Origin of the sequence: Xylanimonas oleitrophica (genome assembly GCF_003244315.1) — a bacterium.
GTDB classification, from domain to species: domain Bacteria; phylum Actinomycetota; class Actinomycetes; order Actinomycetales; family Cellulomonadaceae; genus Xylanimonas_A; species Xylanimonas_A oleitrophica.
Genome location: NZ_QKWH01000001.1, coordinates 611,780 through 625,883, shown reverse-complemented (window position 1 = coordinate 625,883; position 14,104 = coordinate 611,780). Strand labels below are relative to the sequence as shown.

Sequence of the window (14,104 nt, the reverse complement as noted above, 5' to 3'; positions counted from 1 at the left end):
CGGGTCCCGTCGTCAGTTCGCGTGGGTGCTCAGCGCCGGTCGACGTCGACGACGTCGACCCGCACCGGACCGTCGGTCGACAGCGCACCGACGACGGTGCGCAGCGCCTTGGCCGTGCGGCCGCCCCGGCCGATGACTCGGCCGAGGTCGTCCGGGTGCACGCGGACCTCGAGCAGCTCGCCCCGGCGCAGCGCCTTCGCGGTCACCTGGACGTCGTCCGGGTTGTCCACGATGCCGCGCACCAGGTGCTCGAGGGCCTCGGCGAGCATCAGGCCTCGGCCTCAGCCTCGGCCGGGGCCTCCTCGGCGGGCGCGGACTTGCGCTCCGCAGCCTTGGCCTTGGCCTTCTCGGCCTCGGCGTTGACGGCCTCGACCGCCGAGGCGGTGTCGCCCTTGGCAGCCTTGGTCCTGAGGGTGCCCTCGGCACCCTCGATGCCCTTGAACTTCTGCCAGTCGCCGGTGACCTTGAGGATGGCGGCGACCTGCTCGGTCGGCTGCGCGCCGACGCCGAGCCAGTACTGAGCGCGCTCGGAGTCGATCTCGATGAACGAGGGCTCCTCGGTCGGGTGGTACTTGCCGATCTCCTCGATCACGCGACCGTCGCGCTTGGTGCGCGAGTCGGCGACGACGACACGGTAGTACGGGGCCCGGATCTTGCCGAGGCGCTTGAGGCGAATCTTGACGGCCACTGTTGTGGTCACTCCTGGTTCTGGGATGGGTGACCCGCGCACACCGGTTCGTGGGGTCGAGCGGCGAGCGGGATCAGGACGCGGCGTCGCGCAGGTGAGAGGGGCCTGGGCACACCGAGTACCGGCCCATTGTGCCAGACCTGGGGGCCGGCGCCAAAGCGAGGTCGCTCACGGCGCCGGCCGCCCGCAGCGGGAGCCTCAGCGGCCACCGAGCAGCTTGTCGAACCCCTCGGGCAGCTGCAGCTGCGACAGGTCGACGTCCTCGGGCTGCTGCTTGCCGACGCCGAACGACGAGCCCGCCGCACCGGCCGGCGCGGCCGGGCCACCCAGGGCCCGCTGCAGCGCCTCCTTCTCCTGCTGGGCGCGCTTGGCCGGGTTGCCCGACTTGCCCTTGACCTTCTTGGCGGGCTGCTGCTTGCCGCGGGACTTCTTGCCACCGCCGGGCATCCCCGGCATGCCCGGCATGCCACCGGGCATCCCCGGCATCCCGCCGCCCCGCGCCATCTGGCGCATCATCTTCTGCGCGGCCTCGAACCGCTCCAGCAGCTGGTTGACCGCCGTCGTGGTGGTGCCGGAACCGCGGGCGATGCGCGCACGGCGCGAGCCGTTGATGATCTTGGGGTTCTCGCGCTCGGCCGGCGTCATCGAGTGGATGATCGCCTCGATGCGGTCGACCTCCCGCTCGTCGAAGTTCTCGAGCTGCTCGCGCATCTGCCCCATGCCGGGCAGCATCCCGAGCATCTTCTTCATCGAGCCGAGCTTCTTCATCTGCTGCATCTGCACCAGGAAGTCGGCCAGCGAGAAGTCCTGGCCGGTGGCCACCTTCTGCGCCATCTTCTCGGCCTGCTCGGCGTCGAAGGCGCGCTCGGCCTGCTCGATGAGGGTGAGCACGTCACCCATGTCGAGGATGCGCGAGGCCATCCGGTCGGGGTGGAACACCTCGAAGTCGGTGAGCTTCTCACCGGTCGAGGCGAACATGATCGGGCGGCCGGTCACCTTCGCGACCGACAGCGCGGCACCACCGCGGGCGTCGCCGTCGAGCTTGGACAGGACCACGCCGGTGAAGTCGACGCCCTCGAGGAACGCGCTGGCCGTGGCGACGGCGTCCTGGCCGATCATCGCGTCGATGACGAACAGCACCTCGTCGGGGCTGATCGCCGCGCGGATGTCGGCGGCCTGCTGCATGAGCACCTGGTCCACGCCGAGGCGGCCCGCGGTGTCCACGATGACGACGTCGTGCTGCTTGTCCCGGGCGAACGCCACACCGTCGCGGGCCACGCCCACCGGGTCGCCGATGACGACGTCGGTCTCCGCTCCCTGGTTGCCGGGGTGCGGCGCGTAGACGGGGACGCCGGCACGCTCGGCCACCACGGACAGCTGGGTGACGGCGTTGGGGCGCTGCAGGTCGGCAGCGACCAGGAGCGGGGTGTGGCCCTGCTCGCGCAGGGCGAGCGACAGCTTGCCCGCCAGGGTCGTCTTGCCCGCGCCCTGGAGGCCGGCCAGCATGATGACGGTCGGGGCCACCTTGGCGAACGACAGCGGGCGCGTGTGCCCCCCGAGGATCTCGACGAGCTCCTCGTTGACGATCTTGACGACCTGCTGCGCCGGGTTCAGCGCGCCGGACACCTCGGCCGACAGCGCACGCTCGCGCACGGCCGCGGTGAACTCGCGCACCACGGGCACGGCGACGTCGGCGTCGAGCAGCGCCCGGCGGATCTCGCGCACGGTGGCGTCGATGTCGGCCTCGGACAGGCGTCCCCGGCCGCGGAGGTTCTTGAAGGTCGCGGTGAGCCGGTCCGACAGGGAGTTGAACACCAGGGCGGTCCTCGAGGTCTCGTGAACGGTGTGGAACGGTCCCCCAGCCTACCCGCCGGCGCGAGCGCCGGTCCCGGCCTCCCCCGCACCGGCGCCCTCGCCCAGGGCTGCCCGCGCCCGGCGCACCAGGTCGTCGACCAGCCGGGCCCGCCAGGACGTCCACCCGTTCTTCGCTCCCAGGCTCGAGGCGTCCGCCTCCGTGAGCACCCGCAGCTCGGCGAGCAGGTCAGCCCGGTGGTCGACGGCGTCCAGCAGCCGGGCGACCGTGGCGGGGTCGCCGGGGTCGGCCTGCGTGGCCAGCTCCGACAGCACCAGGTGGTGGCGCACCAGCCGGGTCACGTCGCGCGCGACGTCCTCGCCGAACCCCATCCTCGCCACGATCCCCGGCACGAGGCGGGCGCCCTCGACCGAGTGGTCCGGGTCCAGTGCCCCGCGCCGCTTGCCGACGTCGTGCAGCACGGCCGCGACCAGCAGGACCTCGCCGCGCACTGCCGCCGGCTCGGGCAGCGCACGGCGCAGGGCCGCGGCACGGGCCACCGTCTCCACCATGTGCCGGTCCACGGTGTGCCGGTGCACGGCGGCGCGCTGGGGCCGGTTGCGCACCCCCGCCCACTCGGGGATCCAGGACGTGACCACGCCGGCCAGGTCGAGCGCCTCCCAGACGGGGACCTGGGCGGGCCCCGAGCCGAGGAGCTGGAGGAACGCCTGGCGCGCCGCGCGCGGCCACGGCTCGGGCAGCGGCGCACCGCGGGCCAGGCTCCCGACCGTCACCGGCGACAGCACCAGCCCGGTGCGCGCCGCCGTCGCCGCGGCGCGCAGGCTCAGCAGCGGGTCGCTCTCCGGGCTCGCGTCCACCGCGAGCACCAGCTCGCCGTCGTGCTCCACCAGCCCGTCGCCCACGGCCCGCAGCCGCGGGGGCGTGCGCCGTCCGCGCACGAGCAGCGGACGGCGCGCGGGCGGGCGCTGCAACGCCTGGCGCGCGCGGCGCACCGTCGAGTCGAGGGCGTAGGAGATCTCCCGGCCGGCCTCGGCCAGCGACGCCAGCAGCTCGTCCGGGTCGTCGAACCCCGAGCGCTCCGCGACCTCGTCCAGGTCGGCCAGCAGCAGCCGCGTCGTACGGCGCCGGGTCACCACCTGGAGGGTGTCGCGCACGTCGAGCACGTGCGTGTACGCCCGGTCGACCGCACCGTGCGGGCGGTCCGTGAGCCAGGTGGCCGCCAGGGCCGAGAGCAGGACGGCGTCCCGGATGCCGCCACGCGCCTCCTTCAGGTCCGGCTCGACCAGGTACGCCAGCTCTCCCGAGCGCTGCGCGCGCTCGCGCACCGATGCCAGCAGCTCCGGCAGCCGGCGCCGCGACGCGGCACGCCAGTCCGTCAGGATCGCCGACGCCGCCCGGTGCACGACCACGGCGTCCCCCGCCACCGGGCGCACGTCGAGCCAGCTCACCGCCGCCGCCAGGTCCTTCGAGGCGACCTGCCGCGTCTGGCTGAGGGAGCGCACCGCGTGGTCGATGTCCACGCCGGAGTCCCACAGCGGGTACCACAGGCGCTCCGCCACGCGCGCCAGCTCCTCGGCCGGGTGGGTGCGCCCGTCGTGCACCAGCACCAGGTCGAGGTCCGACAGCGGCCCCAGGTCGCCGCGGGCCAGGCTGCCCACCGCCGCCAGCGCCAGCCCGGCGGGCTCGACGCCGTCGGTGGCCTGGTCGTAGAGCGCGCCCAGCCGCTCGGTCACCGTGCGCACCAGCGCCGAGCGCCGAGCCACGCCGGAGCGCGACGGTCCGGACAGGTCGGTCGCCGCGGCCAGCAGATCAGCGCGCAGGCCCCGCACCCCGTCCGCGGGGTGCGGGGCCTGCCCCTGACCTGACCGACCGTCGTCCTGCACGGGGACGTCGGTCACGGCCGCCTACAGGGCGCTGTCGCCGTGCTCACCGGTGCGGACCCGGGCGACGTCCTCGACGTGGACCACCCAGACCTTCCCGTCACCGATCTTGCCCGTCTGGGCGGCGCCGACCACGACGTCGACGACCGCCGCCGCGTCCTCGTCGGCCACCAGCACCTCGACGCGGACCTTCGGCACCAGGTCCACCGTGTACTCCGCCCCGCGGTACACCTCGGTGTGACCCTTCTGGCGGCCGTAGCCGCTGGCCTCCGACACGGTCATCCCGCGGACGCCGGCGGCCTCCAGGGCCGACTTCACGTCGTCGAGACGGTGCGGCTGGATGACACCGGTGACGAGCTTGCTCATGCGCGGACCTCCTTGATGACCGAACCCTGGGCGATGGTCTCGTACGCGGTCTCGCCGTGCACGGCGAGGTCGATGCCCCCGACCTCGCTCTCCTCGGTGACGCGCCAGCCCAGCGTGGCCTTGACGGCCAGCGCGACGACCAGGGTGACGACGGCGGAGAACGCGATCGCGACCAGCGCGATAACCACCTGCACGCCCAGCTGGGCGAGGCCGCCGCCGTAGAACAGGCCGGTCTCCGTGGCCAGGAAGCCGAGCGCGACGGTGCCCCACAGGCCGGCCACGAGGTGGACGCCCACCACGTCGAGCGAGTCGTCGTACCCGAACCGGTACTTCAGGCCGACCGCGAGCGCCGAGAGCGCACCGGCCACGGCGCCGACGACGATCGCCCCGAGCGGGGACACGTCCCCGGCGGCCGGGGTGATCGCCACCAGGCCCGCGACGACGCCGGAGGCGGCACCGAGGGAGGTGGCGTGGCCGTCACGGATCTTCTCCGTGAGCAGCCAGCCGAGGATCGCGGCCGCGGTCGCGGTGGTCGTGTTGACCCACGCCAGGCCCGCGGCCTCGTCGGCGCCGTACGCCGACCCGCCGTTGAAGCCGAACCAGCCGAACCACAGCAGCGCGGCGCCCAGCATCACGAAGGGGAGGTTGTGCGGGCGCATCGGCTCGGTGCCGAAGCCCTTGCGCTTGCCGACCACCAGGGCCAGCACGAGCGCGGCGACGCCCGCGTTGATGTGCACCACGGTGCCACCGGCGAAGTCGATCGGGGCGGCGTCACCGAAGACGAACGGCCCCTCGTCGGACAGCAGGCCACCGCCCCAGACCATGTGCGCGAGGGGGAAGTAGGAGAGCGTCACCCAGACGGCCGCGAAGACCATCCAGGAGCCGAACTTCACGCGGTCGGCGATCGCGCCCGAGACCAGCGCGACGGTGATGATCGCGAACGTGGCCTGGAAGCCCACGTCGACGATGGTGGGCATGAACGCCCCGGTGTCCTCGTTCAGCACCGTGACGGGGTCGAAGCTGCCCCCCAGGCCGAACTGGTCGAACGGGTTGCCGAAGATGCCCCCCACGCTCGAGCCATAGGACATCGACCAGCCCCAGAGCACGTAGATGACGCCGACCACGGCGATCGCGCCGAACGACATCATCATCATGTTCAGGACCGACTTGCCGCGCACCATGCCGCCGTAGAAGAACGCCAGGCCTGGCGTCATCAGGAGCACGAGGGACGCCGACACGAGCATCCACGCGGTGACTCCGGTATCCAACATCAGGTTCCCTCCCTCACCAGCCGGGCGGCCGGACGGGTCAACCGTGAGGGAGCACCGTTTCCACCGGGACCTTCTCGCGTTACGACGGCGTGACAGACGCCGCGCACGGGTAAACGTTGGGTTTCCCTGCCCGCTGCGTCCAGCATGCGGGACGCAGCGGTCCCGGTCGTGACCTGGCCGTGACACGGGCGTGGGCGCCCGACGAGTCGTCGGACGCCCACGTGCCGCCGCGCGGCGTCTGCGCCGCGTTCGCGCCGCCGCTGCGGTCTGCCTGTGCCGGAGCGGCGACCTCAGTCGCCGAGGATGCCGTCGACGAACTGCTCCGCGTCGAACGGTGCCAGGTCGTCCGGCCCCTCCCCCAGGCCCACGAGCTTGACCGGCACGCCCAGCTCGCGCTGCACGGCCACGACGATGCCGCCCTTGGCGGTGCCGTCGAGCTTGGTCAGCACGATGCCCGTGACCCCGGCGACCTCGCCGAACACGCGCGCCTGGGTCAGGCCGTTCTGGCCGGTGGTGGCGTCGAGCACCAGCAGCACCTCGGTCAGCGGGGCCTCGCGCGTCACCACGCGCGTGATCTTGCCGAGCTCGTCCATGAGGCCGGCCTTGTTCTGCAGACGACCGGCCGTGTCCACCAGGACGACGTCGGCGCCGTCGGCCTTGCCCTGCCGCACCGCGTCGAACGCGACGGCCGCCGGGTCCGCGCCGTCACGGTCCGCCCGCACGGTGGTGACGCCGACGCGCGAGCCCCACGTCTGCAGCTGGTCCGCCGCCGCGGCACGGAACGTGTCCGCCGCGCCGAGCACCACCTTCTTGTCCTCGGCGACCAGCACGCGGGCCAGCTTGCCCACCGTGGTGGTCTTGCCGGTGCCGTTGACGCCCACCACCATGACGACGCCCGGCTGGCCGGGCTCGTCACCGGCCGTGCGCAGCGCGCGGTCCATGCCGGGGTCGACGAGCCGGACCAGCTCCTCGCGCAGGAGCGCGCGCACGGCCTGGGTGTCGGTGACGCCGAGCACGCGAACACGCGTGCGCAGCGCCTCGACGAGCTCCCCGGCGGGGCCGGCGCCGACGTCGGCGAGCAGGAGCGTCTCCTCGATCTCGTCCCAGTCGTCCTCGGTCAGCTGGTCGCGCGAGAGCACCGCGAGCAGGCGCGCACCGAGGGGCGAGCCGGAGCGGGCGAGCCGGTCGCGCAACCGCACCAGCCGCCCCTGCGCGGGGGCGGGCTGCTCGACGGGGACGGCCTCGACGTCGGCAGCGGTCGCGGGCACCTCTGCTGCGGGGGGCGCCTCGGCGGGGGCGGGGGCCGCGGCGTCGCCGGTCGCCGTCGTCGGCCGCTCGAGGACGGTGCCGGACGGCAGGTCACGCTGCCGGCGCGAGCGCGGGACGAGCAGGGCCGCCGTGCCGCCGCCGGCGACGAGGACGGCCAGGGGGATGAGCCAGAGGAGGACGTCGTTCACGAGTCCCAGTCTCCCAGAACGCAGGCGGCGGGCACGTGCGCGCGGCGGGGCGGGGCGGTCAGCCGCGCCCGCCCGGGGACGCCGGGCCCGGCGCCGGGGAGGCGGGGGCCCCGGCGGCCGGCTCGGGCGCGACGTCGGGGCGGTGCACGGTGCCCACGTGGAGCTGACGGGTGGCCTGCTCACGTGCGCGGTGCAGCACGTCGGAGAGCTGTTCCGCGTCGACGTAGGCGGGCCCGCTCTCGACGGTGCCGGCGAAGAACGTGTCGAGATCCGTGTCGACCGGTTCCGGCACCGCTTCCTCGCGCCGCTCGCGCCGGAGCCCCGCCCGGAAGCTGCTCCAGAAACCGCGGAGGCTGCCGCCGAGCCCCACGGGCACGTCGTCGTCGCGCCGCTCCATCACGTTCGCCACGAGGAACACACCGGCGACGAGGAGGACAGCGACGACACACCAGACGACGAACGTGACCATGGCACCAAGTTTCCCTCACCCGCTCGCACACGCCCGGGACGGGAGGTGAGGATTCTGCGAGGACACGAGCCCCAGGCCCGCGGTCTCAGGCGTCCGCGGCCTCCCGCAGGCGCTGGGAGATGACGGTCGTCACACCGTCACCACGCATCGTGACGCCGTACAGGGCGTCGGCGATCTCCATCGTGCGCTTCTGGTGCGTGATGACGATGAGCTGGGAGTCGCGCTGCAGCTCCCGGAAGATGTCGAGCAGGCGGCCCAGGTTGACGTCGTCGAGCGCTGCCTCGACCTCGTCCATGATGAGGAACGGGCTGGGGCGCGCCTTGAAGATGGAGACGAGGAACGCCACCGCGGTCAGCGAGCGCTCGCCCCCCGAGAGGAGGCTGAGGCGCTTGACCTTCTTGCCCGCCGGGCGCGCCTCGACCTCGATCCCCGTGCCCAGCAGGTCGGTGGGGTCGGTCAGCACGAGCCGGCCCTCGCCGCCCGGGAACAGCGTGGGGAAGACCCGCTCGAACTGCGCGGCCGTGTCCCGGAACGCCTCGGCGAACACCTGCTGCACCCGCTCGTCGATGTCCTCGACGATCTGCAGCAGGTCCTGGCGGGACTTCTTCAGGTCCGCGAGCTGGTCGGTGAGGAACCGGTGCCTCTCCTCGAGCGCGGCGAACTCCTCCAGGGCGAGCGGGTTGACCGTGCCGATGCGGGCCAGCGCCCGCTCGGCCTGCCGCAGCCGCTTCTCCTGCTCCTCGCGCACGTACGGCACGGGCTCCGGGTCGGGATCCTCCTCGGCCGCGCCCTCGGGCCGCGGCACGGGCACCATCCGGTGCGGGCCGTACTCCTCGACCAGGGTCTCGGGGTCGGTGCCGAGCTCGTCGGTGGCCCGTGCGCGCAGCTGCTCCAGGCGCAGGGTCTGCTGCGCGCGCGCCACCTCGTCGCGGTGGGCGACGTCGGTCAGCTCCCGCAGCTCGCCGGCGAGACGGTCGACGTCGGCGCGCACCGCGTCGAGCTCGTGGGCGCGGGCCGTGCGTGCTTCCTCGGCGGCCGCACGCTCGGCGGCGGCCCGCTCGATCGACCGGGCCAGCGCGTCGAGCGCCGTGGTCGCGTCGTCGCGGACCGAGGCGGCGACCTGCGCCTGGGCGGTGCGGGCCCGCGCCCGCGCCGCGGCCTTCTCGCGGGCGGCTCGCTCGGCGGCGGCCGCCCGGGCCAGGCCGTGCGCCCGCCCCGAGACGGCTCGGGCGCGCTCCTCGCTGGTGCGCAGGGCGAGCCGTGCCTCCGTCTCGGCGGAGCGCGCCTGTGTCGCTGCCTCCTGGGCGGCGTCGCGCGCGCGGGTGGCCTCGGTGACAGCCTCGTGGGACTGTGCGGGCTCGGCCTCGGCCACCTCCAGGCGCCGGGTCAGCTCCGCGAGCTCGGCCTCGTCGGCGGCCCGCCGCTCGGTGGCCTGGGCGAGGTTGCTCCGGTGCCGCTCCGCCTCGGCCCGGGCCGCCCGCTGCGCGGCTCCGAGCGTACCCAGCCGCTCGGCCACCGCGGCGAGCGCGGCGTCGGACTCGTTGAGGCGGTCGAGAGTCTCGTCGTACCGGTCCTGGGCCCCGGTCAGGGCCTCGCGGGCCGCCGCCAGCTCGAAGCGGCACCGCTCCCCGCGGGCCGTCGCCTCCTCGGCGCTGGAGCGTGCCTCGTCGAGCGCGGACTGCAGGTGGAGCACGCTCGGCGCCGCCGCGGACCCGCCCCAGGCGCGCACGGCACCGAGCAGGTCGCCGGCGCGCGTCGCGGCCACCACCCCCGGCTGGGCGGCCACGAGCGCCCTGGCCTCCGCCAGGTCCTCGACGACGACGACGTCGGCCAGCAGCGCGCGCAGCGGCGCGGCGGCGGGCCCCGAGACCGTGACGACGTCGAGCGCCCGGCGCGCCCCCGGGGGCAGCGCGCCGACCTGAGCCGGTGGCTCCTGCGAGGCGCCCTCCGAGCCGACCACCAGCCCGGCCCGGCCCGCGTCGTCGTCGCGCAGGAGGCGCAGCGCGTCGACCGCGGCGTCCACGTCGGCGACGGCGACGGCGTCGGCCAGGGGCCCCAGGGCGGCCGCCACGGCGTCCTCGTACCCGGCCTCCACGCCCAGCAGCGCGGCCACCGAGCCCAGCACCCCGGGCGCGTCCGCCGCGAGCAGCGCACCGGCCCCGTCCTTGCGGTCCAGGCTCAGCTCGAGCGCCTCCACGCGGGCCGACCACGTCGCCCGGTCCCGGTCGGCGGCGGCCAGCCGCTCCTCCAGCGAGGCGACGGCGGCACGGGCCTCCTCCAGCGCGTCGGCGGCGGCCTCGTGCTCGGCGTCCAGGCCTTCCTCCCCTGCCTCCGCGCCCACCACCTGGGTCTCCAGCGCGGCGAACTCCCGCACGGCCTCCTGCTCGCGCCGCTCCGCCTCCTCCAGCGCGGCGCGCACCCGCTCGAGCTCGGCGTCGCCCGCCTCGACGCGGCTGCGGCGCGCGGCGACCTGGCCGGCCAGCCGAGCCAGCCCCTCGCGGCGGTCCGCGGCGCCCCGCAGCAGGGCGGCCAGCTCCTTCTCCGCCTCGCTCCCGGCCGCCTCCGCCGCGGCCCGGGCCTCGACCGCGCCGGCCAGCGCCGTGCGCGCCAGCTCCACCTCCCGGGCCAGCTCCGCCTCCGACGCCCTGGCCCGCTCGGCCTGGGCCTCGAGCTCGGCCGGGTCCTGCCCGCGGTGCTCGGGCTCCGCCGTGCCCAGCAGACGCACCCGCTCCTCCGCGAGGGTGCGCAGGCCGCGCAGCCGCTCGCGCAGCGCCGACAGGGCGTGGAACGTGTCCCCCGCCCGGGCTGCCGCCGTCGTCGCCCCCGCGGCCGCCACCTCGAGCCGAGCCAGCCGCTCGCGTGCTGCACCCAGCGCCGCCTCCGTGGCGGCCTGCCGCTCGCGCAGGGCGGCCTCGTCCGCCTGCTCCGCCTCGATCTGTGCCGTCAGCTGGGCCAGGTCGTCGGCCAGCAGGCGGCTGCGCGCGTCCCTCAGGTCCGCCTGCACCGTGCGCGCCCGCCGCGCCGCCTCCGCCTGGCGCCCCAGGGGGCCCAGCTGCCGCCGCAGCTCGGTGGTCAGGTCGGTCAGGCGCGCCAGGTTGCCGGCCATCTGGTCCAGCTTGCGCAGGGCCTTCTCCTTGCGCTTGCGGTGCTTGAGGACCCCGGCGGCCTCCTCCACGAACCCGCGGCGGTCCTCCGGGGTGGCACGCAGCACCGCGTCGAGCTGCCCCTGCCCCACGACCACGTGCATCTCGCGGCCGATCCCCGAGTCGCTCAGGAGCTCCTGGATGTCGAGGAGACGGCACGGCGAGCCGTTGATCGCGTACTCCGAGCCGCCGCTGCGGAACAGCGTGCGCGAGATCGTCACCTCGGTGTAGTCGATCGGCAGCGCGCCGTCGGTGTTGTCGATGGTGAGGGCGACCTCGGCGCGGCCCAGCGGCGGGCGGCCCGAGGTGCCCGCGAAGATGACGTCCTCCATCTTGCCGCCGCGCAGCGACTTGGCACCCTGCTCGCCCATGACCCACGCGAGGGCGTCCACCACGTTCGACTTGCCGGAGCCGTTGGGCCCCACGACGCACGTGACGCCCGGCTCGAAGCTCAGCGTCGTCGCCGAGGCGAACGACTTGAAGCCCCGGAGCGTGAGCGTCTTGAGGTGCACCCGCCGAAGCCTAGCGGGCAGGGCCCACAGACCCCCGCAGCCCCTGACGACCGACGCGGGTCCCCGGGTCCCCGGTCCTGAGCGGTCAGGACCGGGGACCCGGGGACCCGCGTCGTGGGAGGGAGGGCGTCAGAGCGACGGGAACCAGAGCGCGATCTCGCGCTCCGCCGACTCCGGCGAGTCGGAGCCGTGCACGATGTTCTGCAGCACCGAGGTGCCCCAGTCGCGGGCCAGGTCGCCACGGATGGTGCCGGGAGCGGCCGTGGTGGGGTCGGTGGTGCCCGCGAGCGAGCGGAAGCCCTCGATCACACGCTGACCCTCGGCCACGACGGCGAGCGTGGGGCCCGAGAGCATGAAGTCCACCAGCGGCTGGTAGAACGGCTTGCCCACGTGCTCGGCGTAGTGCTGCGAGAGCAGCTCGGGGGTGGCGGTCAGCAGCTGCACGGCGGCCAGGGTGTAGCCCTTGGCCTCGATGCGGCGCAGCACCTCGCCGGACAGCCCGCGGCGGACGCCGTCGGGCTTGACCAGCACCAGGGTGCGCTCGACGGCGGGGACGGTGGTCTCTTGCGTCATGCCCCGAAGCCTAACGGGGGCCGCCGGTCCGCACCGGCGGCCCCCGTCGGAAGCCTCACACGTTCGGCGCGGTCTCCGGGTGGGCGGCGTCGTAGGCCCGCCGCTCCCTGTCGATGCGGGTACCCAGCCGCAGCGAGGCCACCCACATGATCACGAAGACGCCCGCGACGAGGTACATCATCGGCAGGGCCAGCCCCGTGGCGATGACCAGCACCTGGGCGACCGTGCCGCCCGCGATGCCCACGGGCCGGCTCGTCAGGCGCGAGAGCACCAGCAGCAGGAGGAACAGCGTGCCGCCCGCGACCCAGATCACGGTGGGGCTGGTGATCTCCACCGGCCCCTTCTCGTAGGCGCTGTCGCGCAGCCCGTACAGGGCCACGGCGGCGAACGCCACGCAGAACGCCTCGAGGGCGAGCGTCGTGGACGTGAACTGCTCGAGCGCCGACTTCTTGGGCTTGATCCGGTCGCCGGGTGCGGGGCGGTCCTTGCTGGTGCTCACGGCTCCAGGCTATCGGCCGCACGGCCGGCGCCCGACCCGGACCCCGGGAGGCAGCACGGTCGTTCAGCCCTCGAGCCCGCCCTCGATCAGCGCCACGACCTCCCGCACCGCCCCCTCGGCTCCAGGGCCCTGGGCCGCGACCTCGACCTCTCGCCCGCCCCGCACCCCGAGCTGCAGGAGCATGAGCACCGACGAGGCGTCCACGCCGTCCACCGTCACGGGGACCCCGAGGTCCGCGACGGCTCGCGCCAGCAGCGCCGCCGGCCGCGCGTGCAGCCCCAGCGGGTCGCGCACCACGACCCGTGCGGACACCCGCCCGGGCCCGCCCTCCAGGCCGCCGGGGCCGTCCGCGGCCCGCGCTCCGCCACGAGCGCCACGCCCGAACTGTGCCGCCGCTGCCTCTGCGGCGAGCGCCACCTCCCCGAGCGGCCGGTCCTGCTGCGCCGCGACCGCGGCCGCCACGGCGCCCTCGACGAACGGGGCCTGCGCCAGGCGCACCCTGCCGGCCCACGATCCCTCCAGCTCCAGCGCGGACTCGACCGTGAGCACCGCCGAGCCGAGGTCGGTGAGCACCACGGCCCCGTCGGCGTCGCGCAGGGCCGCGGCCACGGCGTCCCGCACGACGTCGAGGGACGTGCCCAGCGCACCGCCCGGCACCCCGGCTCCTACCTGGAGCACGACGTCGGGCGCCATCTGACCCGCCAGCTCCGCCGCCCCCTCGGCGAGGCGCACCGAGTGGGAGACGAGCACCAGGGCGACGGTCACGACGCCTCGGCCGCCACCACCGCCGCACGCAGCAGCAGGGCCGTCGAGCGCGCCCCCGGGTCCTCGTGCCCGGCCGAGCGCTCGCCCAGGTAGGAGGCCCGCCCCTTGGTGGCGACGAGCGGCACGGTCGCGCTCGCCCCGGCGTCGGCGGCCTCCGCCGCGGCGCGCAGGACCGCGACGGCGTCCCCGCCGTCGTCGGCGGCCCGCACGGCGGCGTCCACGGCGGGCTGCCAGGCGTCGACCATGGTTTTCTCCCCCGGCCTCGCGCGCCCTCGGGCCTCGATGCCCTCGAGAGCCGCCTCGAGCGCAGCGACCACCGCGCTGGCACCCAGGGACTCACGCTGGGCCGACCGGGCCGCGCGCAGGAACGCCGTGCCGTACAGCGGACCGGAGGCGCCACCCACCGTGGACATCAGGGTGGTGGCGACCAGGGAGAGGACGTCGCCGACGGCCACGGGGCCGCCGTCGGCGCCAGGGGGGTTCTCGTCGAGCTTGGCGAGGACGGCCTGCAGGCCACGGTCCAGGTTGATCCCGTGGTCACCGTCGCCGATCTGCCGGTCGAGCTCGGTCAGCCCGTCCTTGGCTGCCGCCACCTGCGCGGCGGCCTCGCCGATCCAGCGCCTGGCCCACGCGGCGTCCAGCGTCATCCCCGACTCTCCCCCGACTCG

13 protein-coding genes are annotated in these 14,104 nt (G+C 75.1%); all 13 read right to left on the bottom strand.

Translation table 11 applies throughout. The features are described 5' to 3' along the window. Positions 1-29: 29 nt before the first annotated feature. The 13 genes from DNL40_RS03060 to dhaL all read right to left on the bottom strand — a co-directional run bounded on the left by DNL40_RS03060 (position 30) and on the right by dhaL (position 14,083). A complete protein-coding gene (locus DNL40_RS03060; RefSeq protein WP_111249726.1) occupies positions 30-269 on the bottom strand; it encodes an RNA-binding protein in 240 nt (79 codons plus the stop codon). Further along, positions 269-688 carry a 30S ribosomal protein S16 gene (gene rpsP, locus DNL40_RS03055; protein WP_111249725.1) on the bottom strand — a complete coding sequence of 140 codons (420 nt, stop codon included), beginning with the start codon at positions 686-688 and terminating at the stop codon, positions 269-271. Before rpsP ends, DNL40_RS03060 begins: the two co-directional genes overlap by 1 nt. A 198-nt stretch (positions 689-886) precedes the next feature. After that, positions 887-2,503 carry a signal recognition particle protein gene (gene ffh / locus DNL40_RS03050; protein ID WP_111249724.1) on the bottom strand — a complete coding sequence of 539 codons (1,617 nt, stop codon included), beginning with the start codon at positions 2,501-2,503 and terminating at the stop codon, positions 887-889. A gap of 48 nt (positions 2,504-2,551) precedes the next feature. Further along, entirely contained in the window at positions 2,552-4,399 is a 1,848-nt protein-coding gene (locus DNL40_RS03045) for a [protein-PII] uridylyltransferase family protein (RefSeq protein WP_179950905.1), read from the bottom strand. 6 nt (positions 4,400-4,405) lie between these two features. Next, positions 4,406-4,747, bottom strand: coding sequence for a P-II family nitrogen regulator (locus tag DNL40_RS03040; protein ID WP_111249723.1), 342 nt, complete (start codon positions 4,745-4,747; stop codon positions 4,406-4,408). Beyond that, complete coding sequence (locus tag DNL40_RS03035; RefSeq protein ID WP_111249722.1) at positions 4,744-6,018, bottom strand: ammonium transporter; 1,275 nt, start codon at positions 6,016-6,018, stop codon at positions 4,744-4,746. The genes DNL40_RS03040 and DNL40_RS03035 overlap by 4 nt, the downstream gene beginning before the upstream one ends. Before the next feature lie 290 nt (positions 6,019-6,308). Continuing rightward, positions 6,309-7,475 carry a signal recognition particle-docking protein FtsY gene (gene ftsY / locus DNL40_RS03030; RefSeq protein ID WP_111249721.1) on the bottom strand — a complete coding sequence of 389 codons (1,167 nt, stop codon included), beginning with the start codon at positions 7,473-7,475 and terminating at the stop codon, positions 6,309-6,311. Between the two features lie 58 nt (positions 7,476-7,533). After that, complete coding sequence (locus DNL40_RS03025) at positions 7,534-7,944, bottom strand: hypothetical protein (RefSeq protein WP_111249720.1); 411 nt, start codon at positions 7,942-7,944, stop codon at positions 7,534-7,536. Positions 7,945-8,029: 85 nt separating this feature from the next. After that, positions 8,030-11,599, bottom strand: coding sequence for a chromosome segregation protein SMC (gene smc, locus DNL40_RS03020; protein WP_111249719.1), 3,570 nt, complete (start codon positions 11,597-11,599; stop codon positions 8,030-8,032). 129 nt (positions 11,600-11,728) lie between these two features. Then, the gene (gene ndk, locus DNL40_RS03015) at positions 11,729-12,172 is read right to left on the bottom strand and encodes a nucleoside-diphosphate kinase (RefSeq protein WP_111249718.1); all 444 of its coding nucleotides are present in this window, start codon (positions 12,170-12,172) and stop codon (positions 11,729-11,731) included. 55 nt (positions 12,173-12,227) lie between these two features. Continuing rightward, positions 12,228-12,671, bottom strand: a complete 444-nt coding sequence (locus DNL40_RS03010) for a DUF4233 domain-containing protein (protein WP_111249717.1) — start codon at positions 12,669-12,671, stop codon at positions 12,228-12,230. Positions 12,672-12,734: 63 nt separating this feature from the next. Beyond that, positions 12,735-13,436, bottom strand: a complete 702-nt coding sequence (gene dhaM / locus DNL40_RS03005; protein WP_111249716.1) for a dihydroxyacetone kinase phosphoryl donor subunit DhaM — start codon at positions 13,434-13,436, stop codon at positions 12,735-12,737. Continuing rightward, positions 13,433-14,083, bottom strand: coding sequence for a dihydroxyacetone kinase subunit DhaL (gene dhaL / locus DNL40_RS03000; protein ID WP_111249715.1), 651 nt, complete (start codon positions 14,081-14,083; stop codon positions 13,433-13,435). Before dhaL ends, dhaM begins: the two co-directional genes overlap by 4 nt. Positions 14,084-14,104 lie beyond the last annotated feature (21 nt).